Below are 25,219 nucleotides of genomic sequence, written 5' to 3'. Positions count from 1 at the left end.
TGATAGTAAAATCACGTGTGAATTGGTAAGATATTATTATGGAGATGAGGTACTTAATATGACAATGATTTCAGTTAACGAATTTAAAAATGGACTGACCATCAAGCATAACAACGATTTGTGGCGGATTGTCGAGTTCCAGCACGTTAAGCCGGGCAAGGGCAGCGCGTTTGTGCGCTCGAAGCTTAAGAGCCTAAACAGCGGTGCGGTGCAGGAGTATACGTTCCGCTCAACCGCCAAGGTTGAAACTGCGGAAATTGAGACCAAGGGGATGCAGTACTTGTACAATGACGGCTCAAGCTACGTCTTCATGGATACGACCACTTACGATCAGCTGGCCATCCCGAACGACCAGGTCCAAGAAGAGGCTAAGTTCCTCAAGGAAAACATGGAAGTAAGCGTAATCATGCATGAAGGCAAAACCCTGGGCATCCAGCTGCCTAATACCGTTGAATTGACGGTTGCCAAGACTGAGCCTAATATTAAGGGTGATACTTCCTCTGGCGGCGGCAAGCCCGCAACAATGGAGACTGGCCTGGTAGTTAACGTACCGTTCTTCATTAATGAAGGAGACAGTTTAATTATTAATACCGTCGATGGGACGTATGTATCGCGTGCTAATAAATAATTTTTCGAGGTAAACAAAATGGCAGATAGTTCAAAAATTGTCTTAGATGATAAAAATAATGGTGAAGTAATCGAAATTGATCCAAGTGTTCTTGAAGTTATCATGGGCATTGCTGCTGAAAAGGTTGACGGAGTTGCACAGCTGCATGGCAGCGTCAGGTCGGGCATTAACCGGGTTTTGGGACTTGAAGACCGGGGCCGCGGCGTTGTCGTCAAGCTCGATGACGACAATAGCCTGATTGCGGACGTCTACGTCAGCATTGAAGCGGGCAGCTATTTGCCAAAAATTGCGATGGATTTGCAAAAATCGTTGAAGCAGCAGGTGCTGCAGATGACTGACCTGTCCTTTAAGGAAATTAACGTTCACGTGACCGGACTCGTATTTCCTGAGGATGAAGAAGAGGAGACCAGCGGCACCTCGAAGCTGTTTGCTGACATTGATGAAAAGAGTAAAGATGAATCAACACGAGAGTCGTAGAACTGCAATGCAGGCGGTCTATTTAGCCAACCAAGATACTAAGTATACCCCTGAGGAAGTTGAAGCTAAGACTGTTGCGATGCTCAACCTTAAGGAATTGTCCGCTTATTCCAAGTCCGTGATTGAGGGCGTAATCGAGAAGCGAGATGAACTTAAGGGCAAGCTGGCCGCTCACCTCAAAGAAAACTGGCGGATTGAGCGGGTTGACCAGATTTCACTGGCTATTTTGGAAATTGCGCTGTATGAGATTACCTATAGTGGTGAAATCGAACCCAGGGCAGCAGTCAATGAAGCTTTAAACTTATGTGACGAATTTGCTGACCCCAAGAGCAAACCCTTTATTAACGGTTTGCTGGCAAATTTTGTTCCAAAATAACTAGTAGTCGGCTGTGAGGCCGACTCTTTTTATTAAGAAGGGAAATGGACGGATGGGTCAATTGTTAGACGGCAAGCTGCTGGCGGATGTCCGTGCGGCCGCGCTTAAAGAAAAAGTAAAGAAGCTCAAGCACGAAGGGATACGGCCCCTGTTTTGCGTAGTTAACGTTGGCGACGATGCTGGCAGCAAAATTTACTTGAAAACGAAGAAGAAGCGGGCAGACGAGGTGGGAATCGCCCAGCGGGTCTACCAGCTGCCCGCAAGTGCAAGCCAGGGCGAGGTGTGCGCGTTGCTCGACCGCCTTAATGCGGATGAGCGTGTGCACGGCGTCATGATTCAGCTGCCCGTACCCGGACAGATCGACGTTAACGAGGCGCTTGAACACATTGATCCGGAAAAAGACGTCGATTGCCTGACACCAAGCAACATCGGCCGGCTGTGGCGCGGCGACCACTTCGTCGAGCCGGCAACCGTCCACGGCATTTTAACCCTGCTGGATCATTACCACATCAATCTCCGCGGCCAAAACGTGGCAATTATTGGCCGCTCGGGTATTGTGGGCAAGCCCCTGGCCGCGCTTTTGCTAGAGCGTGACGCCACGGTATCGATTCTGCATTCACAGTCATGCGACCTGCAGGAATATACGAAAAACGCCGACGTTCTGATTTCTGCGGCCGGCCATGCGCACCTGGTTACTGCCGATATGGTCAAGGAGGGCGCCACTATTGTGGATGTTGGCATCAGCCGCGCTTGCGGCAAGGTTGTCGGCGACGTGGACTTTGCCGGGGTTTTGCCCAAGGCGAGCTACATTACCCCGGTTCCGGGTGGCATCGGGCCCTTAACGGTCGAGGCGCTGATGGAACAAGTGGTAAAATTGACGAGGAGAAAAGATGGACGATAATAAGTATCTTAGCGTTACGGATTTAAATTATTATATTACGCAAAAATTTAAGAATGATCCGTACCTGCACAAAGTTTTTCTTCAGGGGGAATTATCCAACTTTCGCTTCCGGCGCAACTCCCACCAGTATTTTTCACTGAAGGATGAGAAGTCCAAGATTAATGTAGTCATGTTTAGGTCCCACTTCGACAAGGTCAAGTTCAGGCCGGAGGAGGGCATGAAGGTTTACATCAGCGGCTACGTCAGCGTCTACGGCCCCCAGGGCTCCTATCAGTTTTACGCCGAAGCAATGGAGCCGGCCGGGCTCGGCGCTCTGTATGAGCAGCTCAAGCAGCTGCAGAAAAAACTTGCCCAGGAGGGCTTGTTTGACCAAGAGCACAAGCGGCCCTTGCCCCATTTTCCCGACCACATTGCGGTTGTTACCAGTGCCGCCGGTGCGGTCATTCACGACATCCTGGTGACGGTCAACCGGCGCTTTCCGCACGCGCAGGTCGACCTGTTCCCGGCGCAGGTGCAGGGCGACCGTGCTGCAGCGTCGCTGATCCGGGCTATGAAGCAGATTGCCGCGTGTGGCGACAAGTATGACGTAATGATTATTGGCCGCGGCGGGGGCTCGCTTGAGGACTTGTGGCCGTTTAATGAGGAAGAGGTCGTGCGGCAGGTTTACCAGATGGCCATGCCCGTCATTTCATCGGTGGGCCACGAAACGGACACGACGCTCTGCGACCTGGTTGCAGACGTTCGGGCCGCAACCCCGACGGCCGCGGCTGAATACGCGACGCCCAACTTAACGGATGAACTGGCTAGCATTCACCAGCTGCAGGGCAGGCTCCTAATAAGCATGCAGAACACCATCAGGGTGCGGCGGGAGACGCTCGAGCGGATCAACAACTCAGTTATTATGCGCGAGCCGGGCAGGCTTTACGACGAACAGGCCCAAACACTGGACCTGCTGCGCGCGCAGTTGAACCGCAACGTGCTCCACCAGATGGAACGGGCCCGGCAGAACTACCGCTTGCTGGCGCAGAAGCTGCGTTCTGCGAGTCCGGACAAGCGGATTGGGCAAATGCAGCAGCAGGCGGGGTTTTATTACCAGAACCTGCTCGATGTTATGCGCCACTTTGTGGGTGATAAAAGACACGGACTGGCCCAGCTCGCGCAGCAATTGAACGATTACAGCCCGCTTAAAACCTTGGACCGCGGCTACGTCTATGTGACCGCAGCTGGTAAGGGCACGGTCAGCTCGGTTGCGCAGGTCGCAAAGGAAGATGGGGTTGCCCTGCACTTTAAGGATGGTCGTGCAACCGCAGTGATCAAATCAACGAGGAGAAACAATAATGGTAGCAAAGAAAAATAATTTTGAAGAGCAATTGAAGGAGCTGCAGGAGATAGTCAATAGCCTTGAAGGCGGCAATGTTCCCTTGGAGGAAGCCCTGACCGCGTTTCAGACCGGCGTCAAGCTGAGCCGCGACCTGAACAAGAAGTTGACGGCGGCCGAGGAGACTGTGGCCAAGCTGATCGACGAGGATGGGACCGAACATCCGCTGGATCCGAACAATGCAGCGGCACCGGAAGAATAACGATGAACTTTAACGACTTTAGGAAAAAATGGACGCCGGTGGTGGATGAATTCCTGTCTGCGCACCTGGCGGGAGAAATAGACGATGAAAAAATCAGCCGCATTATGAGCTATTCGGTCATGGCCGGCGGCAAGCGGCTGCGGCCGCTCCTGTTTCTGGCGACTCTTGCTGCCCTTGAACGTGAAATAACGCCCGCCGACGTGCAAATTGCGTGCGGCATCGAGTTGATTCACACGTATTCGCTGATTCACGATGACCTGCCCGCGATGGATAATGATGATTACCGGCGGGGCAAGCTGACCAGCCATAAAAAATGGGGCGAAGCCGAGGCGATTTTGGCGGGCGATGCGCTCCTGCCACTGGGCATCCGGTGGATTGCCACGGGCACTAACAAGATCGAACTGGTGAGGATTATCACGGATGCGGTCGGTGCCAACGGCATGGTGGGCGGCCAGTACCTGGATATCGACTCGACCAACAATGCCAGCGTTGCCGGCGACGTTGCGTTCATCAACCGGATGGAGTGGCTTAAGACCGGCTGCTTGATTGAAGCCTGCGTTGAGATGGCCGTCGCCCTGACGGGTGCTGACGGTGAAACCAAAAATAAGCTCCAGGCGTTTGCGCAGAAATTCGGCCGCTCATACCAGATCTACGACGACCTGGTTGATGTTGTTGAGACTACCGCGGAAGCCGGCAAGGCAACCCACAAGGACCAAGAACACGGCAAAAACAACACGCTGACGCTGAAGGGGCTAAAAGAGAGCCGCCGCCAGTTGAGCGACTTGATCAGCGCGGCCAGGGCTAGCCTGGCGGGCCTTGACGGAAGTGTTCTCAGCGGCTTTCTCGATTTGTACCAAAAGGTGTTATAGATGGCAAAAGAAAGAGCAGATGTATTACTGGCCAAGCAGGGCGTTTTTCATTCCCGGACGCAGGCCCAGCGTGCGATCATGGCGGGACTGGTGTCCGACCACAACCACCAGCGGATTGACAAGAGCGGTACGAGCTTTCCAAGCGACGAACGGTTCTTCGTCAAGGCGGCCAAGAAGAAGTACGTGTCCCGCGGCGGCTTTAAGCTGGAAAAGGCCCTGAAGGCCTTCGCAATCGATTTGACGGACAAGGTTTGCCTCGACATTGGATCATCGACCGGGGGCTTTACCGATGTGGCGCTGCAAAACAAGGCGAAAATGGTCTACGCCCTTGATGTCGGCTACAACCAGTTGGCCTGGCAGCTGCGGGACGATCCGCGCGTCGTGGTAATGGAGAAGCAGAACTTCCGCTACAGCAAGCCGGAGGACTTTAAACGCGGCCTGCCGGACTTTGCGATGACCGACGTTTCGTTTATTTCGCTGGACCTCATCATGCCGCCCATGTTTCAGATTTTGAAAAACAACTGCGAAGCGGTGTGCCTGATCAAGCCCCAGTTTGAGGCGGGACCAGAAAATGTCGGCAAGCACGGCATCGTTCACGACCATGCCGTCCACCGTGCGGTCATTGAGCACACGGTGGACCAGGCGCGCGCAATCGGCTTCAACGTTCTAAACGTGGACTATTCGCCGATTAAGGGTGGCAAGGGCAACATTGAATTCTTGATTCACTTACAAAAAGACGTTCGTGAGGGCGGCAGGCTATTGTGGTCTGAAACCGCAGAAGACGTTGTCGCACGGGCGGCTGCCGAACTTTAGGAGAAATTATGCTAGTTGAACTGGACATTAAAAACTTCGCTATTATCAAGGCATTAAAGGTTCGCTTTCAAGAAAACATGACGGTGCTGATCGGTGAGACCGGTGCCGGCAAGTCGATCATTATTGACGCCGTTTCGCTGCTCATGGGCGGCCGCGGGCAGAAAGAAATGATCCGCTCGGGGGAAAAGAAGGCGGTTGTTAGCGGCCTTTTTGAAATTGAGCCGGGGTCTGCCGGTTCCAATCATATCGCCGCACTCTGCGAGGAGTACGGCCTGCCCGATTCGGACGGCCAGCTCGTCATCAGCCGCGAGTTGGCCGCAAAGGGCCGCAACGTCGTGCGGATCAACGGCCAGTTGACGACCATCAACGTCTTGCGCTTGGTGGGCAACTACCTGGTCGACATTCACGGGCAAAACGACCAGCAGATCCTGATGGACCAGGACAGGCAGATCGACCTGGTCGATAACTATGCCCCCGCAAGCTTCAAGCAGACCCTTGCGGACTACCAGAGTGATTACCGCGACTGGCAAAAGCTGACCGCCCGGCTGAGTCACCTGCGCCAGGACGCGCAGGAACTCGCCCAGAAGCAGGACATTCTGACTTTTCAAAACGATGAGCTGACTGCGGCCAACCTGAGCGATCCGGCTGAGGACGAGCACCTCGAACAGGAGTATAGCGAGCTTAACAACTACCAGAAAATAGTCGATACGGCCAACTACCTGATGCAGCTTTACGATGACGATGAGCACGGCATCGAAACGCTGCTCGGCAATGCGCAGAATGCGGCTAACGAACTGTCGGAGTATGGTGCCAAGTTCAAGGATATTGCCGCGACGATCGATGACGGGGTCTTTGCCCTGAGCGACGCGCGCAGCGAGTTATCCAACGTTCTTGATACGCTTGACTTTGACGGGGAACGGTTCCAGTACGTTTCGAGCCGCCTGGACCTGCTCAACTCGCTCAAGAAAAAATACGGCCCGACCCTGCGGGATGTTTTTGCCTTTTACGAGAAGGTGCAAAAGGAGTTAGGCCAGTACGAAACCGGCGGTCTCGACGAGGAAAGCCTGCAGAAGCAGGTGACCGAAGTTGAGGCCAGACTGGCGGATGAAGCCCAGAAGCTGCACCAAACCCGCATTAAGGTTGCGGGCACGCTTGAAGACAAGATCAAGCAGGAGCTGGCCGACCTTTACATGGCCAAGGCCCGGTTCTCCATCTCGTTTTCACGGGCCAACACGTATACCAAAAAGGGCACAGACGAGGTCGTCTTCCTGATTGCGCCTAACCCCGGGGAAGAGCTGCTGCCGCTGGTAAAAATCGTTTCCGGCGGTGAGCAGTCCCGCCTGATTTTGGCCTTAAAGGCAATCTTTAGCCGGGTTGAACCGGTGGGGACGATGATCTTCGATGAGATTGATACCGGCGTGTCGGGGCGGGTTTCGGCGGCAATCGGCCAGAAACTGCACTCAATCGGTGAACACAAGCAGGTGATTGCAATCACGCACTCGCCGCAAGTTGCGGCCGCCGGTGACCAGAAGTACCTGGTTGCCAAGAAGGTTGAGGACGGCGCCACCTACACCCAGATCGGTCCGCTCACGCAGGAGGAGACCGTCACGGCGATTGCCGAGATGATGGCCGGCAGCAACGTGACCCAGGCGGCCAAGCAGAATGCCAAGGACCTGATGAAGAGTTTTAAAAGGAAAAAGCAAAAATGAAGTACGTTGAAAAAATAACGCTGTCCAAAAAAGAAACGGACCAGGCTGAAAGGTTGGCGCAATTGGTGCACGAAAAAGACGGTACCTATTCGGATATCTACCTGAATAACCAGTACAACTACTTTGCGGACATGCCGACCTTTGTTTTGGCCTACCACGAAGACGAGCTGGTCGGGCTGACCATGCTCTACGCCGATGATGCGCCCAATGAAGGGGTCGACATCCACCTGGAGGTTGCACCAAGCATGCGCAGGCGCAAAATTGCGCAGGCAATGCTTGCGCGGGCTTACAAAATCCTGTCCCGTTACGGGTACGAGCAATTTTACTACGTTTGTGAGCAGGGCTTTTTAGACCGCAATCCGCAGTTTTTGGCAAACGTTAAGCTGGAAGTGGACGATGCGGAATACAATATGTGCTGCACCGCACCTGCGCCGATTGCCCATGACGATGAGCTTGACCAGGCTTTGACCGTGCGCACGTTAAGTCCAGCAGACGTTGACGAGGTGGCGGCGATGCACAGTCAGGCCTTTGGCGAAAACCCCGCATCTTCCAGGAAGTATATTGCCCAGGGGCTGGAGGATAAGGATGCGTGCAGCTTTGTCCTGGTCTGCCAGGATAAAATCGCGGGCTACTGTGCGGTGGACGTCGGGACGTATGACTACTTTTTTGGCCTGTTCGTCGTAAAAGAGCTGCGCGGCCACGGCTTTGCCACGTACTTCATCAAGAAGATGATGAAGAAGCGCCAACAGCAGGGTGCAAGTAAATTTGTCCTGGACGTCGAGGCTGACAACCGCGCGGCCATCCACGCTTATCAAAATGCCGGGTTTGAATTCAGGGGCAAAACAGTTTACCTGGTCAAGAAAGATTAACCAGCAAATAAAAAATAGTCAGGATGCAATTCTGACTATTTTTTTGCTTAATTTTTATGCCAGGTCGACGCGGAAGATGCTGTCGATGTCCACTATCCTGATCAGTCTGTGATCGGTTGACCGTAGGACAAAGCGGCCGGCCGAAACGCGCCGGGCAACCTGACCAACCTCGCTTGTACCGTCCTGGTAGGAGAGCAGAACGTATGCGCGGTGAAGGAGTGCCCACTCCAGCGCGCAGAGGATTTCGCTATTGTACTGGTTGTAGATGCTTAATTTGTCGTCGTCGTAAGCGAATAAGTAATGGTAGACTTTTTTGAGTGAATTTTTCATCAGCACGCACCTCACAGTTTTATCGAACATTTGTTTGACAAAACCAATTATAGAACATCTGTTCAGAAAAACAAGCTTTTAGTTTGAATTTATTTGAGGCGTTTTGGTATGCAAATATCTTATCGGGATATTTTATTAATCGCTCAGCTTGAAAATATTTTCCTTTTAGTGCAAACTAGATATAATAGCTTTTTATAGGGGAGTATGGCATGGTAGAAAGAGGTTTGTTGCTTGTCCTTTCGGGACCTTCTGGGGTTGGCAAGGGAACCGTTAAAAGTGCAATCGTCGAAAACAAGGTTTTCCCGTTTGAGTATTCGGTTTCGATGACAACGAGGAGGCCCAGGCCGGGCGAAGTTGACGGTCAGGACTATTATTTTGTTAGCGAAGAACAATTCAAGGAAGCTATTGGCCGCGGTGAGCTGTTAGAGTACAACCGGTACGTGAACAACTATTACGGCACCCCGCTGGCACCGGTTAAGAAGATGCTGGCTGCGGGCAAGGACGTTCTGCTTGAGATTGACGTGAATGGTGCGCAAAAGGTGCGTGAAAAAATGCCGGATGGCGTCTTTATTTTTCTGACGCCGCCTGACCTGCACACGCTGCACTTGCGCTTGGAAAACCGGGGAACAGAACCAGAGGACGTGATTGTGGGCCGGATCAAGCAGGCCCGCAATGAGATATTGGTCATGCAGGATTACGACTACGCCGTCGTCAACGATACGGTTGCTAATGCCGTTGATCACATTAAAGCAATTGTTGATGCCGAGCACGTGAGCGTTAAGCGTGTCATTGATACCTATCGGAAAATGGTCAGGGAGGATTAAAGATGAGAGTAACATATCCATCAATTGATAAGTTGTTAGACCGCGTTGATTCGCGCTATTCACTTTCTGTGCTTGCCGCAAAGAGGGCACACGAATTAGAGGCCGGCGAGCCGGATGCGCTTAAGGAATACCAATCACTAAAACCAGTGGGCAAGGCCCTTGAGGAAATTGAAGCCGGCAAGGTTACGGTTGACCCTAAACATAGCCAGGTCAATAAATAGTTGGTAAAATTATGACCCCCATCACCAAAAGGATGGAGGTCATTTTTTGAAGGTGATTAAATGATTGCACAAATTATTGTTGATATTGCGGCCAAGCAGACAGACCGGATTTTTGAGTACCATATTCCCGCTGCGCTTGAGGGAGACGTTGAGGTGGGTTCCCGGGTTTTTGTCCCCTTTGGCACCCGCAAACTGCAGGGCTTCGTTGTGGGCTTAAGCACGAAGAGCCACTTCCAGGGCAAGCTGCGCGACCTGCTGCTGGTCGTTGACGAAATGCCGCCACTGACGCCCGAACTGGTGGAATTGTCGCGGGCCCTGGCCAACCGCGTTTTTTCTTACCGCATTTCGATTCTCAAGGCAATGCTGCCGCGGGTGATGCGGGCAAACTACCGCAAGATCCTGACGCCGGTCACGCCCCGGGCCAAAAAAATGCCCCTCTTTCAGGGTGATCCGGTTGACCTTTCCCAGGTCACCGATAACGAGGAGATTGTTTTCATCCGCAAGCTGCTGCGTGCGCAGGACGCCAAGATTGAGTACATCGTCGAAAACCGGGCGCGCGTCAAGACGCAAAACTGCTACTCGCTGCCGCTGGACAAGGAAAAGTACGCCGCGATTTATGAATCGCTTAGGTCCAACGCGGTGAAGCAAAAGCAGCTTTTAATGTACGTGATTGAGAATTACGCGGACTTTCCGCAGGTGCAAGCGCAGCTAGAGCAAAGCGCCGGGGTTCACACCGCAGACCTGAACGGGGCCGTAAAGAAGGGCTGGCTTAAAAAGGAAGCAACTGAGGTTTACCGCGATCCGCTGGCTGGTTTTGCGGGCCAGGCTCATGAACCCAAGGAAAACCAGCTGAATAGCGAGCAAAGCGCTGCCCTAGACGAACTCAAGCCTGCAATCCGAGAAAAGCGGGCGCAAACCTTTTTGCTTGAGGGGGTAACAGGCAGCGGCAAGACCGAGGTCTACCTGCATGCGATTAGTCAGGTGCGGGCAACCGGTAAAAATGCGCTCATGCTGGTGCCGGAGATCTCGCTGACGCCGCAAATGGTGGAGCAGGTTAAGGGGCGCTTTGGCAAGCAGGTTGCGGTCATGCACAGCGGACTGTCGGAGGGTGAACTATACGATGAATGGCGGCGCATTCGCCGCGGCGAGGTTCACGTCGTTGTTGGGGCCCGCAGCGCCGTCTTTGCACCCTTAACCAATATTGGCCTGATTGTGATTGACGAGGAGCACGAATCTTCCTACAAGCAGGAGGATAATCCACGCTATCATGCACGCGATGTTGCCATTTGGCGCAGCAAGTACAATTCGTGCCCGCTGATCCTGGGCAGTGCAACGCCTTCGCTTGGCAGTCGGGCGCGGGCCCAAAAGGGGGTCTACCGCTTGCTGCGTCTGACAAGGCGGGCCAACCAGCAAAAATTACCCGAAGTATCTCTCATCGACCTGAAGCAGACCAGTTTTGCGGGCAGCCAGTTTGACCTGTCTGACCGGCTCGTTGATGCAATCAAGGAGCGTCTGGCACGCGGGGAGCAGGTCATCTTGATGCTCAACCGGCGCGGTTTTGCCAACTTCATGCTGTGCCGCGAGTGCGGCTACGTTATGAAGTGTCCCAATTGTGACCTCTCCTTGACCATGCACAAGGATACAATGCAGATGCAGTGCCACTACTGCGGCTATGCCACTGCTGTTCCGCAGGTCTGTCCCAACTGCAAGAGCCGCAAGATTCGCTTTTTGGGAACGGGAACGCAGAAGATTAAGGAAGAACTAGGCGCACTGCTGCCCGCGGCCCGGGTGCTGCGGATGGACGTGGACACGACGAGGCGCAAAGGGTCCTTCAAAAAAATCCTCGATGCCTTCGGCAGTCATGAGGCAGACATACTGCTCGGAACGCAAATGATTGCCAAGGGACTGGATTTTCCCAGCGTGACGCTGGTCGGCGTTGTCAATGCCGACACCGGCCTCTGGTTGCCCGATTACAACGCGTCCGAACGCACCTTCGAACTCTTGACCCAGGTTGCGGGCCGCGCCGGGCGCGCGGACAAGACCGGGGAAGTCATCATCCAGACTTTTAACCCTGACCACTATGCGGTTAAATTTGCGCAGACCCAGGACTATGAGCGCTTTTACTCCTATGAAATGAACGTGCGCCACGCCGGCAATTACCCGCCTTATTTTTACACCGTCCTTATTGCGGTTGCTTCCAAGAAGGAACAGAACGCCGCGCGTGCGGCCTTCAAGATCAAAAACCGCCTCCAGCAAAGCCTGCAGCGGTCGACCATTATCCTGGGGCCGACGCCGAGCGCAATTTCTCGCCTAAAAAATCAATATTATTACCAAATACTGGTAAAATATAAAAAAGAGGATAACCTAAATAATTTGTTGCACCAAATTCAAGATTCAGCGCAGGAAGTCAAGAAGTACGGACTAAATATCTACATTGATAACGAGCCCGAACGCATTATGTAAGGGGGATACGATAATGACATCAGTAATTTTTATGGGGACGCCAGACTTTGGCGTGCCGATTTTAAAAGCACTAGTGGCAAATAATTATGAAGTCAAGGCCGTGGTAACGCAGCCGGACAAGAAGGTGGGCCGCAAGCAGCAGGTAACCGAGACGCCGGTTAAGGCCGCCGCTGAGGAATTGGGCCTGCCGGTCTACCAACCGGCCAGGCTGCCGCGGTCGCCGGAACTGGCCGACCTGATTGCACTGCATGCCGACCTGATAATCACCGCTGCTTACGGGCAGTTTTTGCCCACCACGTTTTTGCGGTCCGTCAAGGTTGCTGCGGTGAACGTTCACGGCTCGCTCCTGCCCAAATACCGCGGCGGTGCGCCTATTCAGTATTCGCTGATCAACGGCGATAAAAAAACGGGCGTGACCATCATGGAAATGGTCAAGGAAATGGATGCCGGCGGTATCTACTCCCAGCAGGCCATTAAGATTGAAGACGACGATACGGCGGGCAGCATTTTTGCCAAACTGGCGCTTGTGGGCCGCGACCTCTTGCTTGAGACCCTGCCCCAGATTATTGCCAATCCGGATAAGAAGACGCCGCAGGATCCGGCCAAGGTTGTTTTTGCGCCCAATATCAGCAAGCAGCAGGAACAGATCAAGCCCGCGATGACGGCGAGCGCGGCCAACAACTTGATCCGGGGGCTTAATCCGGCGCCCGGGGCCTACTTGAGTGTCGGTGGCAAAAGGCTCAAGGTCTGGCGTGCACGGGTCAGTCCGCAAAAGACGAGCCTGCCCGCCGGCAGCCTCGTTGCCAAGGACGGCCGCTTTGCCCTCAGCTTTGCAAGCGGGACGGTTTTAGACCTAGAAGAAGTGCAGCCCGCGGGGAAGAAGTCAATGCCGGTTAAGAACTTTTTGAACGGGCAGGGCGCAAAGTTCAACGTAGGAGAAAAAATTGTTGACGAGTAAAAGCAAAAGCGCGCGTGCCGTGGCACTCAAAACCCTGGTGCACGTTCTGCACGACGGGTCGTATTCCAATATCAGTTTAAACAACGCCCTTCAGGGTTCCTCCCTGTCGCCCGTTGACCGCAGTTTTGCAACGCGGCTGGTATACGGCACAATTCAGTACAAGATATACCTGGAGTTCCAGCTGCACGACCTCATCAAGACCAAGCTCAAGGAGAATTATCTGCAGCCGCTCCTTCTCATGTCGGCCTACCAGATTGTTTTCATGGACAAGGTGCCCAGCCGGGCGGTTGTGAATGAGGCCAACATCTTGGCCAAGCAGTTTGGCAAGAGCCATTCGACGGGCTTTAAGGTTGTCAACGGCGTTCTGCGTGCGCTCATTAGGCGCGGCCCACTCCTGCCCAACCCCGATGATAAGATCAATTACCTCAGCGTGAAGGAGAGCGTGCCCAAGTGGCTGGTCCAGTACATGGTTGATCATTGGGGCGCAGAGCGAGCTGCCAGCATCCTGACTTCTATCAACGAGCCCGCCAAAAATACGGTGCGGGTTGCACGTCTGGCGGACACCGCCAACGTTAGTGCCGAGTTGTCCGCTTTGGGCTTTGCACCGCAAGAATCTGCCCTAACCAGCCAGGAGCTGGTTCTGAGTCACGGGGGCGTCAGCACGACCGCCTTGTTCAAACGGGGCCAATTGACAATTCAGGATGAAGCCGCCAGCTTGGCCGTCAGCGCGTTTGCTTTTTCCGGGGATGAAGAAGTGCTTGACGCCTGCAGTGCGCCCGGTGGCAAGACTGTTCAAATAGCCGAAAATTTGCCTCACGGGCACGTGACGGCGCTGGATATTCACGAGAATAAATTGCGCCTGGTCAAGCAGAACTGCCAGCGGATGAACGTTGGGCAGCGGCTGACGACGAGGGCCATCGATGCCCGCAATGCGGATACGGTGTTTGAAGCCGGCCAATTCGCCAAAATCCTGGTGGATGCGCCGTGCTCCGGACTCGGACTGCTGCGGCGCAAGCCCGAGATTCGCTACAACAAGAGCCGGTCCGACCTGGATGATTTAGCGCAAATTCAGCTGGCAATTTTGAAGCACGTGGCGCCGCTCTTGTCTATTGGCGGTGAATTGGTATATTCTACTTGTACAATCACGGCTGCGGAAAACGAAGAGGTTGTCAGGGCTTTTTTGCGGGCGAATCCGGCATTTGAGCTGCGGCCCTTTACGGCGGGCAAAATAGCAGCACCAAGCGGGATGCTGAAGATTTTGCCAGATAGTTATGGCAGTGATGGCTTTTTCATTGCCAAGTTTGTAATGCGAGGTTAAGGTTTTGATAAAAACAGCATTTGCTTCAAGCATTGGACGAATACGAAAGAGCAACCAGGATTTTGTCCAGGTTTTTGAAAACAAGAATGGCGCAACGATGGCGATTGTATGTGATGGCATGGGTGGTCATCAGGGCGGCGACGTTGCTTCGGCAATGGCCGTCAACCACCTGGGTCATAGTTTCAGCACAACCGACTTTTTCGACTGTGCGCGTGCCCACAAGTGGCTCGACGTGCAGCTCAACACCGAGAATGAGACGATTTTGAAAACTGCTGACCGTTTTCCCGACCTTAACGGAATGGGGACAACGATCGTATTAGCCATCGTGTTTGAAGACCAGGCACTCATTGCCCACCTGGGTGACTCGCGGGCTTACGGTTACACGGACGGCAAGTTTATTCAGCTGGTGGAAGACCACTCACTGGTTAATGAACTGGTTAAAATGGGCCAGATCACCAAGCAGCAGGCCCAGAACCACCCGCAAAAAAACATCATTACCCAATCGTTGGGCGTTTCCAGCACGATTAATCCGGAATTTCGCCAAATAGCTCTCAACGATAATGATATTATTTTGCTGTGTACGGATGGTTTGACCAATTCGCTCAGTGATCCGCAGATTCAGCAGATACTGGCCACCAAGGACCTGTCGCTCAAGGAGCGCTGCCACAAGCTGATCAACGAGGCCAACCGTCTGGGTGGCGGCGACAATATCACTGTTTGCCTTGTTCTGAATGAAGGTGGTGAAAAGCAGTGATCACTAAGGGCTATCTACTAGGCGACCGCTACCGCATCATTGATACGCTGGGCGAGGGCGGCATGTCTAACGTGTACCTAGCCGATGATATTATCCTGGCGCGCAAGGTTGCCGTCAAAATCCTGCGCCTCGACCTGCAGAAGGAGCCGCAGACGCTTGCGCGCTTTCAGCGTGAGGCCCTGGCGACTAGCGAGTTAAGCCACCCCAATATTGTCATGGTGCTCGATGTCGACAATGATCACGGCGTGCCTTACATGGTCATGGAGTACGTTGACGGTCCCGACTTGAAGGACTACATCAGGCAGAATGCACCGCTCGCTTTGCACAGGGTGATTCGCATCATGGACCAGATCCTGAGTGCAATGACCCTGGCGCACAAGCACAACGTGATTCACCGCGACCTTAAGCCGCAGAACATCTTGATGGACAAGCACGGCAACATTAAAATTGCCGATTTTGGCATCGCCGTTGCGCTGAACCAAAATTCAATCACGCAGACCAATTCGGCGCTCGGTTCGGTTCACTACATGTCCCCCGAGCAGACCCGGGGCGGACTCGTTACCAAGCAGTCTGATATTTACTCTTTAGGGATAATCCTCTACGAGCTCATCACCGGCTCCGTGCCGTTCAACGGTGACTCCGCGGTTGCAATCGCGCTCAAGCACGCCCAGGAACCGATTCCGTCGATCAGGGAAAAGGATGCGGAGGTCCCCCAGGCGCTGGAAAATGTTGTTTTAAGGGCAACTGCTAAGAATCCGCGCAACCGCTATGAATCAACCAGCGACATGCAGGCCGATTTGGATACCAGCCTTAACCCGGAGCGTGCAAATGAACCCGCCTTTATGGCTAGCGGCGACTTGAATGATGATGAAACAATTATTCTGCCTAACTTCAAGTCTAGCCCTGAAGCTAAAAGCGGTGCAGGTCAGACCGATGCAGAAGACTGGCCAGAGGATAAAGGCAAGCAAACCCAAAGGTCAGCTTTTGCGTACAGTCTGCGCAAGTACAAGTGGTGGTGGCTTTTTGTCGGCCTGGCTGCGCTGGTTGTGGTCGGCCTGATGTTTTTAGTGCTTTCCAATCGTGGTAACGGGGACGTAAGGATTCCCGACGTGACGAATCTGAGCGAACGAAGTGCCCGTGAAAAGCTAGAGACCATGGGACTCAAGGTGGGCCGCATCAAGCACAAAAGTTCCGCCAGCATTGATTCCGGCAGGGTGATTGAAACTTCGCCGCCGGCAGGGGAGCACATTAAGCGGGGCCGCTACATCGACCTCTACGTTTCGGATGGCTCCGGCATGGTCCAGGTGCCCGACGTGACGGGCGCCGATTACCGCTCGGCGGTTGAAAAGTTGGAAAAGATGGGTTTTGACGTTATTAGGGAAAACCAGTTTGCGGATGATGTTCCCCCCGACCACGTTATCGCCCAAAGCATTGCAGCCGGCGTAGAAGTTAAGCCCACCCAAACCACGATCACTTTGACCGTGTCCAAGGGCCGCAACGACCACGTTAAGCGCAACCTCATCAAGCTGCCTAACCTCAAGGATTATTCGCTCAGAAAGGTCAAAAGGTACGTCAAGAAGCACGATTTGGCGCTGCAAGTTAATACAACTTATTCCGATACGGTTAAGAAGAACATGATTGTTTCGATGAGTCCCGCGGCCGGAACCAAGGTGCCCCGAGGCAGCACGATTACGGTCAGCGTCTCGGAAGGTCCTAAGAAGGAAAATGACACGACCGCCATTAAGACCTTCACCGTGACCTATGAAAATAATGATGATGAAGACGATGATGACAAGCGGGGCAACCACGTGCAGATTTACGTCGCAGACGATAACCATTCGCGGGCGGACGTTTACCGCGACCTCTACATCAAGCGGGATACTAGTTTTTCGGTTCCGTTTGAACTAAAGAACGGGCCCGGGTCTCTGCGCGTGGTCCGTGACGGACAGACCATTTTAAATGAAAGGGTGAACAAATGACTAGGCAAGCAGAAGGAATTGTCGTGGGCCTGATTGCCGGCTTCTACGACGTGCAGACAAGTCAAGGTGTCGTGCGTACAAGGGCACGCGGTGTTTTTCGCAAGAATAACCTGAAGCCCACGGTGGGCGACCGTGTCAGAATCCAGGTGGATGAGCAGGGAACCAGCTACCTGGTCGAGGTCCTGGACCGCACCAACCTGATTGGTCGGCCGGCCCTGGCCAACGTTGCGCACGTTTTGCTGGTCATGTCGGCGGTTGAACCGGACTTTTCCCTGCAGCTGCTGGACCGCTACCTGACCTTCTTCTCCTGGAAGGGGGTCGACGTCAGCATCTACCTGTCCAAGAGCGATCTGGCCGGTTCGGGTGCCCTGGCCAAAATCAGGGCGGACCTAGACTACTACGCCGAAATCGGCTACCCCATTTTTGATGATTGGGAGAGGCTTGAGGAAAAACTGCCGCAGGCAATCGGTCCGGAGCAGATCTGGACGCTTGCGGGCCAGTCCGGTGCCGGCAAGTCGACCCTGATCAACCACCTCAAGAAGGACTTGAAACAGGAAACGGCGGCGATTTCGACCAGCCTGAACCGCGGCAAGCACACGACCAGAACGGTCCAGCTCTTTCCCCTGGGTCAGGGTTTCTTGGCCGACACGCCGGGCTTTTCGGCAATTGACCTGTCACCGGTCAAGGTCAATGAGTTGTGCAGCTACTTTTGCGAATTCAAACGTGCCAGCAGCCGCTGCAAGTTTCGCACGTGCCAGCACTTACAGGAGCCGCAGTGCGCGGTCAAAGAACTGGTTGAGGAGGGCCAGATTAAAAAGAGCCGCTACGACGACTACCTGCTGATGCGGTCCGAGATAACGAATAGCAAGCTGCCAGAATACTTGAAGTGAGGAAAAATATGTTAATTGCACCATCGATTTTAAATATTGATAACTTGAATTTGGCTAAGGATATTAAGGCGGCCGCCGAGGCGGGAATTTCCCGCTTCCACATTGACATCATGGACGGGCACTTCGTGCCCAACTTGTCGTTTGGACCGCAGCTCGTGAGTGACTTCAAGCGTGCCTTTCCAGACCTTGAGGCTGAGGTCCACCTGATGAGCAACAACCCGGATGTTTTCGTTCCCGCCTTTGTCAAGGCCGGGGCCGACCTCGTCCTGCTGCACTACGAGGCGATGGACGAAGATGCTTTGGACAAGTGGCTGGACTACCTGAAGGACCACGGGGTTAAGGCGGGCCTGGTGCTCAACCCCGATACGCCGGTAGATGTCTTAGATCATTTTGCGGCCAGGCTTGACCAGGTTCTGCTCATGACGGTTTATCCCGGCTTTGGCGGGCAGAAGTTCATTCCCGAATCTGGTAAAAAAATAGTGCAGACGGTAAGTCTGCTGGGGGACCGGGTGCCCGTTGAAGTTGACGGCGGCATCAACAAAGAGACGGCCAAGATTGCTAAAGAGGCCGGGGCCAGCATTTTTGTGGCCGGCTCCTACCTGTTCTGCCAAAAGAGCGTGCGCGCTCAGGTTGAGGAACTGCAGGGGATCTTGCAATGAGGGCAGTTGCGCTGCTAGGCGGGCCCAAGGCGCAGTGGGCTGCTAACCTGAAAGAAGATTTGAAAACCAGTCGGGCTGAGGGCGACCTGATAATCGGCGTTGACCGGGGCAGCCAGCTGCTGGTGGAAATGGGCGTGACGCCAGACCTGGCTGTGGGCGACTTCGATTCGCTCAATCCGCAGGAACTGGCCAAGATTGAGCAAAAGGTCGTGGATATCCGCTATTCGGTTCCGGAAAAAGACTACACGGATGCCGAGCTTGCGGTCAATTATGCCCTTGTGGACTACCGGGCCGACAGCCTGGTAGTGGTTGGCGCAACGGGCGGGCGGCTCGATCATTTTCTGACCAACCTGTTAATGGTGGCCAAGCCGGAATTTAACGACTATGCCGAGAGCATCAAAATTGTTGACAGTCAGAACCTGATCAGTTTTTATAATCCGGGCAGGCACGTTGTAAAGCGGGAGCCGGGCTACGCCTACTTTGGCGTGGCCCCCTTAACGGCCGTTTGCGACTTAAACATTGCGCGCGCCAAGTACAACCTGGCCCACTATGAAAGCAGCTTCCCCCTGTCCCTCAGTTCCAATGAGTTTTTGCCCGGGCGGCGCGACTTTGAATTGTCGTTTGCACAGGGCGTGGTGGCGGTAATTCAGTCCAAAGACATTGACCGCTACCAGAACATTTAGTTAGTATTAAAGATAGAATCCTGCTTGATAGCAGGTTTTTTCTTTGCAGCAAAAAAGACCAGCCAGGGATATTCCCTAACTGGTCTTGATGAATGACGACTACAGGGTGGCCAAATTACCTTCAATCACTCTGCGTCTGTGCTTGCCAGAAATAATGATCAGGGCAATGATGGCACAGATTGCCACACTGATAAAGGTCACCTGCCATTCGTATGCGGTGGGCTGCGTCACGCTTTTTATTGGGTTGCCAGATACAGAAATTCCCCCCTGCAGCATAAATAAGGTAAAATCGTACAAGCCGTGGTAAGTCATCGTTAGAAGCAGCGAATGCGTGTAGAGGTAGACGGCGGCAATAAGCAGTGCCCAGCCACCCACTTCGACCATTTGTTGCAGCGTGGATGCCAGGGTCTGGTGTGAAACGTTGGCAAGGTGCCACGAACCGAAGATGAGACTGTCCGTCAAAACGGTTAGGTAGACATGGTACTTGTTGCCCTGAAAGACCTGGGCAAGAAGGGCAATGACAATAAGGCGCATCAGCCATTCCTCGGCGATGCCGGCTTCTAGTGCAGTGAATACTACCCCCAAGTTGATCAGCCCCAGGTAGTAATCTAAGACGGCATCCAGGCTGTATGCACCAAGTATAGTTGGCAAAATGATGTAGACAAGATGTGCAACTAGCAGCAATATTATTAAGCTGCTAGACCAAAGAGAAGCCTGCCGGCTAATAGTAAAATGGGGCTTGGCAACTTTCCATTCAGGCATAATAATTAGCGTAATAATGACCAGAACCGGAATGCCGGCAAGGCCGGAATTATTCATCTGCATGAGTATTTTGGCATAATGCGAAGAGCCGGCAACCATACTTGGCGTCCACATTAGCGAATTATAAACGACCCCTGCAAAAAGCAGGATCCTGCCCCAGTTGTTGCGCACGCGCCCCAGCGCCAGCTTGGCCATTGGAATATACATGACAAAGGAATAAAGGGTGACCAGAATCATCCAGATGGTCATATTAACCAAGTGATAATGATTTAGCGTCTGCGTCAGGAAAAACAAACTCTCCGGCATGGTGTAGCAAAGCGCGACCGTTTCGAAGTAGTGGTTAAATAACTGCCAGCGCTTGGGGGATTCTTTTTCGGGCACTAGCAGGGAAAATTCCAGAAGGCTTAGCAAAAGGCAAAGCAAGACGTCAAACATTTGTGTCTGCTCGAACAGTCCGCCCCGGGTAAGACCGAGTAAACCGCAAACCAGCAGGATAATGAGCTGCCCGCTGGTCTGCACTAGGTGAAATTTTTTGATTGTTTGTTCTGTAAGCATTGCGCCTGCACCTCACTCATGCTAACTTAACGTATGAAATTAATTATATTTTAATCGGCAGCTGTGTGCAACATTATATTAGCAAAAACAAGATGTAAACAAAGTGTGCGCTAACATTTGACGGCAAACAAAAAACCAGCGAAGTAAATCGCTGGTCTCTTAATCATTTGTTAGGCGCGGGTAACTTTGCCAGACTTCAAGGTCTTGGTTGAAACCCATACGCGCTTTGGTTTACCATCAACAAGAATACGAACTTTTTGAAGGTTTGGCTTCCAGGTCCGCCGTGATGAATTCAGTGAGTGCGAACGTGTGTTACCAAAAGTGGTCTTTTTACCAGTGATATAATCTTTTGCCATTTGCTAAACCTCCTTTATTGTGTTTTCATACTTAACTAAGATAGCATATCTTTTTGGTCATTGCAACAACAAAAGTATTTTTGAACGGGAATGTTGTATTTATGCTTGCTTACTATGATAAAATAGAGTCATAATATTGAGAACATTGATACGGAGGAGAAACATGGCTGTTAAAATCAAAACAAAAGATGGTTTGATTGATATTTCAAACGGTGTGGTCGCAATTGTCGTTGGCTGCGCAGCTACATCTAATTATGGTGTTGTAGGCATGGCATCCAAGAACGCCATTCGCGATGGCTTTGACGGCATTCTGAACCGGGCAAACTATAAGCGGGGCGTTGTCGTTAAGTCGGAGGACAATAAGATCACGGTTGACGTTTACATTATCGTGGGCTACGGCTTAAAGATATCCGAGGTGAGCCGCAACGTTCAGGGGAGCGTGAAGTTCAACTTAAAGAACCAGCTTGGAATTGATACAAAAGCTGTTAATGTCATCGTTCAAAGTGTTAAAGTGCTTGACGAATAAATCAAGCGGAGGTTAATAATTTGGTTTTAAAGGAAATAGATAGTAAAAAATTTAGGGATATGGTTCGCGTAGCAGCGCACCGGCTTGGGCGCAACGCCGAATTTATCAACTCTTTGAACGTTTTCCCCGTTCCAGATGGCGATACCGGTACCAACATGAACCTGACGATCGAGAGCGGCGTCAAGGCGGTTGCCGCAGATACCAGCACCAGCGTTGGCGATTTGACCAAGAGCTTCGCCAAGGGGATGCTGATGGGGGCCCGCGGTAACAGCGGGGTCATCTCATCGCAACTGTTCCGGGGCGTGTACAAGGCCACGGTGGGGATGAAGACCCTGAATGCCCAGGAGTTTGCGAGTGCCTTCTCCAACGGTGTGGCAACCGCGTACAAGGCCGTGATGAAGCCCGTAGAGGGAACCATCCTCACGGTTGCCCGCGTTGCCGCCCAGGAGGGTGCGAACAAGGCGAGCGCAACCGATGACGTTGAAGAGGTAATGAGGGCAATCGTCGAAGGGGCCAAGAAGGCCTTGAAGACAACACCGGACCTGCTTCCCGTCTTAAAGCAAGTGGGTGTGGTCGATTCCGGCGGTCAGGGCCTGCTCTTCATCTACGAGGGCTTTTTGGAAGGCCTGCTGGGCGAAAAGTTTGCCGACCAGTACCAGCCGGATGAAGGCGAGATGGATGAGATGATCAACGCCATGCACCACCAGTCCGTCCAGTCCCAGCTTGCAACGCAGGACATCGCCAACGGCTACTGCACGGAGATTATGGTTGATTTGACTGCCAATGTTCCCAATAAAAAACCGTTTAACCTTGAAGAATTTCGTGCACACTTGTCCAAGTTAGGCGATTCGCTGCTGGCTGTTTCTGACGACGAGATTGCCAAGGTGCACGTGCACACGGAGTATCCGGGGCAGATTTTTGAATACGGCAGCCAGTTTGGTCAGTTAGGGAAGATTAAAATCGACAACATGCGCATCCAGCACGAGACGATTGTCAATAACAGTGCGGAGGACCAGGAAAGCGTCGACTTTGCCGTAATTGCCGTGGCTTCGGGCAACGGTATCCGCAGCTTGTTCGAAAGCGAAGGCGTAAACCGGATAATTTCCGGCGGTCAGACAATGAACCCGTCAACGCAGGACATCATCGATGCCATTAAGAAGTCGGGCGCCAAGCAGGCGATCGTGCTGCCGAACAACGGCAACATCATCATGGCGGCCAAGCAGGCGGCCGAGGTCAGCGACATTCCGGTGGGCATTGTTCCGACCAAGACAATTTCACAGGGATTGTCTGCGATGCTGTCGTTTGATGCCGATGCTACGGTGGACGAGAACGTAAGCAGCATGACCGCAGCGCTTGAAGCGGTGGTTTCGGGTGAAGTGACTCAGGCCAACCGCGATACGACGATCAACGGGATTGATATCCACCAGAATGACTACCTCGGCATTATCGACGGCGACATCAAGATTACGGGTCTGGACGCGGTGAGCGCAACCGTGAAGATGATTGAAAAGATGCTGGATGAGGATTCCGAGATAATTACCATTATGTTTGGGCGCGATGCAAACAAAAACGAGGCGCAGCAAGTTGTTGCCGCCTTGAAAGAAAAGCACGATGACCTCGAGTTTGAAGTTCATGACGGCGGCCAGCCGGTCTACAACTTCCTGGTTTCCGTTGAATAACAATGGACGCAAGTAAGGTGTTTGCACCCGTGACGGACTTGAAGGGCGTGGGGACAAAAACCGCAGCTGCCCTTGGCAGCCTAGGAATTTACAGTATTTATGATTTGCTGTTTTACTTTCCCTTCCGTTACGACGAGCTCCAGACGATTCCCCTTGACCAGATCATGGATGGTCAAAAAACAATGCTGAAGGGCGTCGTTGCTACTGAGGCTTTCATTAGTCGTTTCGGCTACAAGAAGAGCCGGCTCAGTTTTAAAATGCGAATTGACCATGATGTTGTCATGGTCAATTTTTTTAACCAACCCTGGCTTAAGGACCGAATCGAGGTGGGCGACGAGGTGGCGGTCTACGGCAAGTTCAACGCCGCAAGGCAGAGCCTGTCCGGCTTTAAGTTTGTTGCCGCCAAGGAAAACGACAGCGGGATGGCGCCAATCTACTCGGTCAACCGGCACATCCGGCAAAAAAAGCTGGTTGAACTGATTGACCTTGCACTGGCGGACTTTTTGCCTGAAGTTGCTGATATAGTGCCGGACGAGGTGCGCAAGAAGTACCGCCTGCTGCCCGAACAGGAAATCATCAAAAAGATGCACCACCCCAAAAATGGCCGGGAAGCGGAACTGGCCAAGAGGAGCGCAATCTTTCGTGAATTCTTTATTTTTCAGGTGGAATTGGCCCTGTTGGGCAGCCGCAACGCCAAGAACAAGGGCTTTGCCAAGAAGTACAACCTAAAAGAGGTGGGGGCACTGACCAAGTCCCTGCCCTTTGAACTGTCCGCCGACCAGAAACAGGTAATCAACGAAATTTTTGCCGATATGCACTCGGAAAGGCAAATGCAGCGTCTGCTCCAGGGGGATGTCGGTTCGGGCAAGACAATCGTTGCGGTCTACGCCATTTACGCCGCCATTACGGCTGGCTTTCAGGCTGCGTTGATGGTCCCCACCGAAATACTGGCTACACAGCACTTTAGAAAAATTGACGAGCTGCTCAGGCCCCTGGGCGTGCGCAGCGCCCTTTTAACGGGGACGACCAAGACGCTTGAGCGCCGGGAAATATACCGGGAACTGACCGATGGCACGATCAACGCGGTGATCGGCACGCACGCTCTGATCCAGTCCAAGGTGATTTTTGAGAATTTGGGCCTGGTAATAATTGACGAGCAGCACCGCTTCGGCGTGGGGCAGCGGCAGGCGCTGATCAACAAGGGCAACCTGCCCGACGTGCTGGCGATGACCGCCACGCCTATCCCGCGGACGCTGGCACTGACCGTCTACGGCGACATGACGATTTCCGAAATTCGCCACCTGCCGGCCGGGCGCAAGAAAATCATTTCCGCGTGGAAGACCAGCAGCCAGATGGACGACGTTTACCGGCTAATGCGCAAGCAGCTGGACGCGGGCTTTCAAGTTTACGCGGTCACGCCCCTGATTACGGAATCTGAAGCGCTTGACTTGAAAAATGCGGAGGAACTCTTTATCAAATTGAGCCACGACTTTCCTGACCAAAAGGTGGTTCTGCTTCACGGTCAGATGCCGGGCGCCAAAAAAGACGAGATCATGGCTGCCTTTGCGGACGGTCAAATCAATATTCTGGTTGCAACGAGCGTGATCGAGGTCGGGGTCGATGTGGCAAACGCCAACATGATGGTCATCTACAACGCGGACCGCTTCGGCATCAGTCAGCTGCACCAGCTGCGCGGCCGTATCGGTCGGGGCAAAACACAGAGCTACTGCGTTTTCGTCGCTGACCCTAAGACGGAAGCGGGCAAGGCGCGGATGCAGGTGGTGGCCTCAACGACCAACGGCTTCAAGCTGGCGGAGGAGGACCTGCGGATGCGCGGCGAGGGCGATATCTTTGGACGCGCCCAGTCGGGCCTGCCCGAATTTCAGGTTGGCAACGTAGTCAACAACTACGAAACGCTGGTGGTTGCCCAACAGGTGGCCCGTGCGTTGATCGGAAAAGATCCCGAATTGCAAGATCCGCCCCATAAAAACCTGCAACAAGTGCTAGAATATAAACAATTACAACAAAAGCGAACTTAGG

General features: G+C 53.1%; 26 protein-coding genes. 23 read left to right on the top strand and 3 right to left on the bottom strand.

The window, feature by feature from the left end; all coding sequences use genetic code 11:
- Positions 1-58: 58 nt before the first annotated feature.
- Genes efp through AC2JF8_RS07030 form a run of 10 tightly spaced genes read left to right on the top strand, consistent with a single transcriptional unit; the run spans position 59 to position 8,222 of the window.
- Positions 59-628: an elongation factor P gene (efp, locus tag AC2JF8_RS07075; RefSeq protein WP_500729008.1), complete on the top strand. Its 570-nt coding sequence runs from the start codon at positions 59-61 to the stop codon at positions 626-628.
- Between the two features lie 18 nt (positions 629-646).
- Positions 647-1,105 carry an Asp23/Gls24 family envelope stress response protein gene (locus AC2JF8_RS07070; RefSeq protein ID WP_500729007.1) on the top strand — a complete coding sequence of 153 codons (459 nt, stop codon included), beginning with the start codon at positions 647-649 and terminating at the stop codon, positions 1,103-1,105.
- Complete coding sequence (gene nusB, locus AC2JF8_RS07065; RefSeq protein WP_500729006.1) at positions 1,083-1,481, top strand: transcription antitermination factor NusB; 399 nt, start codon at positions 1,083-1,085, stop codon at positions 1,479-1,481. Before AC2JF8_RS07070 ends, nusB begins: the two co-directional genes overlap by 23 nt.
- A gap of 52 nt (positions 1,482-1,533) precedes the next feature.
- Positions 1,534-2,382 (top strand): tetrahydrofolate dehydrogenase/cyclohydrolase catalytic domain-containing protein, encoded by an 849-nt coding sequence (locus AC2JF8_RS07060; protein ID WP_500729005.1) that lies wholly within the window; start codon positions 1,534-1,536, stop codon positions 2,380-2,382.
- The gene (gene xseA, locus AC2JF8_RS07055; RefSeq protein ID WP_500762333.1) at positions 2,372-3,739 is read left to right on the top strand and encodes an exodeoxyribonuclease VII large subunit; all 1,368 of its coding nucleotides are present in this window, start codon (positions 2,372-2,374) and stop codon (positions 3,737-3,739) included. Before AC2JF8_RS07060 ends, xseA begins: the two co-directional genes overlap by 11 nt.
- Positions 3,720-3,962 carry an exodeoxyribonuclease VII small subunit gene (locus AC2JF8_RS07050; protein WP_500729003.1) on the top strand — a complete coding sequence of 81 codons (243 nt, stop codon included), beginning with the start codon at positions 3,720-3,722 and terminating at the stop codon, positions 3,960-3,962. Before xseA ends, AC2JF8_RS07050 begins: the two co-directional genes overlap by 20 nt.
- 2 nt (positions 3,963-3,964) lie before the next feature.
- Positions 3,965-4,831, top strand: coding sequence for a polyprenyl synthetase family protein (locus tag AC2JF8_RS07045; RefSeq protein WP_500762331.1), 867 nt, complete (start codon positions 3,965-3,967; stop codon positions 4,829-4,831).
- Positions 4,832-5,644 (top strand): TlyA family RNA methyltransferase, encoded by an 813-nt coding sequence (locus AC2JF8_RS07040; protein ID WP_500762329.1) that lies wholly within the window; start codon positions 4,832-4,834, stop codon positions 5,642-5,644. It begins immediately after the preceding gene.
- Between the two features lie 8 nt (positions 5,645-5,652).
- Complete coding sequence (gene recN, locus AC2JF8_RS07035) at positions 5,653-7,353, top strand: DNA repair protein RecN (RefSeq protein WP_500729000.1); 1,701 nt, start codon at positions 5,653-5,655, stop codon at positions 7,351-7,353.
- Entirely contained in the window at positions 7,350-8,222 is an 873-nt protein-coding gene (locus tag AC2JF8_RS07030; RefSeq protein ID WP_500762327.1) for a GNAT family N-acetyltransferase, read from the top strand. The genes recN and AC2JF8_RS07030 overlap by 4 nt, the downstream gene beginning before the upstream one ends.
- A gap of 54 nt (positions 8,223-8,276) precedes the next feature.
- Here the strand turns inward: AC2JF8_RS07030 and AC2JF8_RS07025 are convergent, their stop codons facing one another.
- Entirely contained in the window at positions 8,277-8,552 is a 276-nt protein-coding gene (locus AC2JF8_RS07025; protein WP_500728998.1) for a hypothetical protein, read from the bottom strand.
- Positions 8,553-8,761: 209 nt separating this feature from the next.
- Between AC2JF8_RS07025 and gmk the strand changes: the two genes are divergently transcribed.
- The 10 genes from gmk to AC2JF8_RS06975 are packed head-to-tail and all read left to right on the top strand — an operon-like array spanning position 8,762 to position 19,301.
- On the top strand, positions 8,762-9,376 hold the full coding sequence (gene gmk / locus AC2JF8_RS07020; protein WP_500762325.1) for a guanylate kinase: 615 nt from the start codon (positions 8,762-8,764) through the stop codon (positions 9,374-9,376).
- A gap of 2 nt (positions 9,377-9,378) precedes the next feature.
- Positions 9,379-9,597 carry a DNA-directed RNA polymerase subunit omega gene (gene rpoZ, locus AC2JF8_RS07015; RefSeq protein WP_500728996.1) on the top strand — a complete coding sequence of 73 codons (219 nt, stop codon included), beginning with the start codon at positions 9,379-9,381 and terminating at the stop codon, positions 9,595-9,597.
- A gap of 60 nt (positions 9,598-9,657) precedes the next feature.
- Positions 9,658-12,060: a primosomal protein N' gene (gene priA, locus AC2JF8_RS07010; protein ID WP_500762323.1), complete on the top strand. Its 2,403-nt coding sequence runs from the start codon at positions 9,658-9,660 to the stop codon at positions 12,058-12,060.
- A gap of 13 nt (positions 12,061-12,073) precedes the next feature.
- On the top strand, positions 12,074-13,018 hold the full coding sequence (gene fmt / locus AC2JF8_RS07005; protein ID WP_500762321.1) for a methionyl-tRNA formyltransferase: 945 nt from the start codon (positions 12,074-12,076) through the stop codon (positions 13,016-13,018).
- A complete protein-coding gene (gene rsmB / locus AC2JF8_RS07000) occupies positions 13,008-14,336 on the top strand; it encodes a 16S rRNA (cytosine(967)-C(5))-methyltransferase RsmB (protein ID WP_500762319.1) in 1,329 nt (442 codons plus the stop codon). Before fmt ends, rsmB begins: the two co-directional genes overlap by 11 nt.
- Before the next feature lie 4 nt (positions 14,337-14,340).
- Positions 14,341-15,090, top strand: coding sequence for a Stp1/IreP family PP2C-type Ser/Thr phosphatase (locus AC2JF8_RS06995; RefSeq protein WP_500728992.1), 750 nt, complete (start codon positions 14,341-14,343; stop codon positions 15,088-15,090).
- Positions 15,087-17,069: a Stk1 family PASTA domain-containing Ser/Thr kinase gene (gene pknB / locus AC2JF8_RS06990; RefSeq protein WP_500762317.1), complete on the top strand. Its 1,983-nt coding sequence runs from the start codon at positions 15,087-15,089 to the stop codon at positions 17,067-17,069. The genes AC2JF8_RS06995 and pknB overlap by 4 nt, the downstream gene beginning before the upstream one ends.
- Positions 17,066-17,959 carry a ribosome small subunit-dependent GTPase A gene (gene rsgA, locus AC2JF8_RS06985; protein ID WP_500762315.1) on the top strand — a complete coding sequence of 298 codons (894 nt, stop codon included), beginning with the start codon at positions 17,066-17,068 and terminating at the stop codon, positions 17,957-17,959. Before pknB ends, rsgA begins: the two co-directional genes overlap by 4 nt.
- Positions 17,960-17,967: 8 nt before the next feature.
- On the top strand, positions 17,968-18,618 hold the full coding sequence (rpe, locus tag AC2JF8_RS06980; RefSeq protein WP_500728989.1) for a ribulose-phosphate 3-epimerase: 651 nt from the start codon (positions 17,968-17,970) through the stop codon (positions 18,616-18,618).
- On the top strand, positions 18,615-19,301 hold the full coding sequence (locus tag AC2JF8_RS06975) for a thiamine diphosphokinase (protein WP_500762313.1): 687 nt from the start codon (positions 18,615-18,617) through the stop codon (positions 19,299-19,301). Before rpe ends, AC2JF8_RS06975 begins: the two co-directional genes overlap by 4 nt.
- A 99-nt stretch (positions 19,302-19,400) precedes the next feature.
- Here AC2JF8_RS06975 and AC2JF8_RS06970 read toward each other — a convergent pair whose 3' ends face one another.
- Together AC2JF8_RS06970 and rpmB are read right to left on the bottom strand one after the other, a co-directional pair.
- The gene (locus tag AC2JF8_RS06970) at positions 19,401-20,618 is read right to left on the bottom strand and encodes a CPBP family intramembrane glutamic endopeptidase (RefSeq protein WP_500762311.1); all 1,218 of its coding nucleotides are present in this window, start codon (positions 20,616-20,618) and stop codon (positions 19,401-19,403) included.
- A gap of 170 nt (positions 20,619-20,788) precedes the next feature.
- Entirely contained in the window at positions 20,789-20,974 is a 186-nt protein-coding gene (gene rpmB / locus AC2JF8_RS06965; protein ID WP_046307139.1) for a 50S ribosomal protein L28, read from the bottom strand.
- Between the two features lie 163 nt (positions 20,975-21,137).
- Between rpmB and AC2JF8_RS06960 the strand changes: the two genes are divergently transcribed.
- Genes AC2JF8_RS06960 through recG form a run of 3 tightly spaced genes read left to right on the top strand, consistent with a single transcriptional unit; the run spans position 21,138 to position 25,218 of the window.
- Positions 21,138-21,500 (top strand): Asp23/Gls24 family envelope stress response protein, encoded by a 363-nt coding sequence (locus tag AC2JF8_RS06960; RefSeq protein ID WP_500728986.1) that lies wholly within the window; start codon positions 21,138-21,140, stop codon positions 21,498-21,500.
- Positions 21,501-21,520: 20 nt separating this feature from the next.
- Complete coding sequence (locus AC2JF8_RS06955; RefSeq protein WP_500762309.1) at positions 21,521-23,179, top strand: DAK2 domain-containing protein; 1,659 nt, start codon at positions 21,521-21,523, stop codon at positions 23,177-23,179.
- A gap of 2 nt (positions 23,180-23,181) precedes the next feature.
- Complete coding sequence (gene recG / locus AC2JF8_RS06950) at positions 23,182-25,218, top strand: ATP-dependent DNA helicase RecG (protein ID WP_500762307.1); 2,037 nt, start codon at positions 23,182-23,184, stop codon at positions 25,216-25,218.
- The last annotated feature ends 1 nt before the right edge of the window (position 25,219 follow it).

The organism is Lactobacillus sp. CA30L (assembly GCF_059900845.1).
Note: the sequence above shows the minus strand (reverse complement) of the source record. Positions and strands in the feature narration are given on the sequence as shown.

Bases quoted from the DNA above. Each gene is read 5' to 3' on its own strand.
- efp (WP_500729008.1), top strand. From the start codon at position 59: ATGACAATGATTTCAGTTAACGAATTTAAAAATGGACTGACCATCAAG.
- AC2JF8_RS07070 (WP_500729007.1), top strand. From the start codon at position 647: ATGGCAGATAGTTCAAAAATTGTCTTAGATGATAAAAATAATGGTGAA.
- nusB (WP_500729006.1), top strand. From the start codon at position 1,083: ATGAATCAACACGAGAGTCGTAGAACTGCAATGCAGGCGGTCTATTTA.
- AC2JF8_RS07060 (WP_500729005.1), top strand. From the start codon at position 1,534: ATGGGTCAATTGTTAGACGGCAAGCTGCTGGCGGATGTCCGTGCGGCC.
- xseA (WP_500762333.1), top strand. From the start codon at position 2,372: ATGGACGATAATAAGTATCTTAGCGTTACGGATTTAAATTATTATATT.
- AC2JF8_RS07050 (WP_500729003.1), top strand. From the start codon at position 3,720: ATGGTAGCAAAGAAAAATAATTTTGAAGAGCAATTGAAGGAGCTGCAG.
- AC2JF8_RS07045 (WP_500762331.1), top strand. From the start codon at position 3,965: ATGAACTTTAACGACTTTAGGAAAAAATGGACGCCGGTGGTGGATGAA.
- AC2JF8_RS07040 (WP_500762329.1), top strand. From the start codon at position 4,832: ATGGCAAAAGAAAGAGCAGATGTATTACTGGCCAAGCAGGGCGTTTTT.
- recN (WP_500729000.1), top strand. From the start codon at position 5,653: ATGCTAGTTGAACTGGACATTAAAAACTTCGCTATTATCAAGGCATTA.
- AC2JF8_RS07030 (WP_500762327.1), top strand. From the start codon at position 7,350: ATGAAGTACGTTGAAAAAATAACGCTGTCCAAAAAAGAAACGGACCAG.
- AC2JF8_RS07025 (WP_500728998.1), bottom strand. From the start codon at position 8,552: ATGAAAAATTCACTCAAAAAAGTCTACCATTACTTATTCGCTTACGAC.
- gmk (WP_500762325.1), top strand. From the start codon at position 8,762: ATGGTAGAAAGAGGTTTGTTGCTTGTCCTTTCGGGACCTTCTGGGGTT.
- rpoZ (WP_500728996.1), top strand. From the start codon at position 9,379: ATGAGAGTAACATATCCATCAATTGATAAGTTGTTAGACCGCGTTGAT.
- priA (WP_500762323.1), top strand. From the start codon at position 9,658: ATGATTGCACAAATTATTGTTGATATTGCGGCCAAGCAGACAGACCGG.
- fmt (WP_500762321.1), top strand. From the start codon at position 12,074: ATGACATCAGTAATTTTTATGGGGACGCCAGACTTTGGCGTGCCGATT.
- rsgA (WP_500762315.1), top strand. From the start codon at position 17,066: ATGACTAGGCAAGCAGAAGGAATTGTCGTGGGCCTGATTGCCGGCTTC.
- rpe (WP_500728989.1), top strand. From the start codon at position 17,968: ATGTTAATTGCACCATCGATTTTAAATATTGATAACTTGAATTTGGCT.
- AC2JF8_RS06975 (WP_500762313.1), top strand. From the start codon at position 18,615: ATGAGGGCAGTTGCGCTGCTAGGCGGGCCCAAGGCGCAGTGGGCTGCT.
- AC2JF8_RS06970 (WP_500762311.1), bottom strand. From the start codon at position 20,618: ATGCTTACAGAACAAACAATCAAAAAATTTCACCTAGTGCAGACCAGC.
- rpmB (WP_046307139.1), bottom strand. From the start codon at position 20,974: ATGGCAAAAGATTATATCACTGGTAAAAAGACCACTTTTGGTAACACA.
- AC2JF8_RS06960 (WP_500728986.1), top strand. From the start codon at position 21,138: ATGGCTGTTAAAATCAAAACAAAAGATGGTTTGATTGATATTTCAAAC.
- recG (WP_500762307.1), top strand. From the start codon at position 23,182: ATGGACGCAAGTAAGGTGTTTGCACCCGTGACGGACTTGAAGGGCGTG.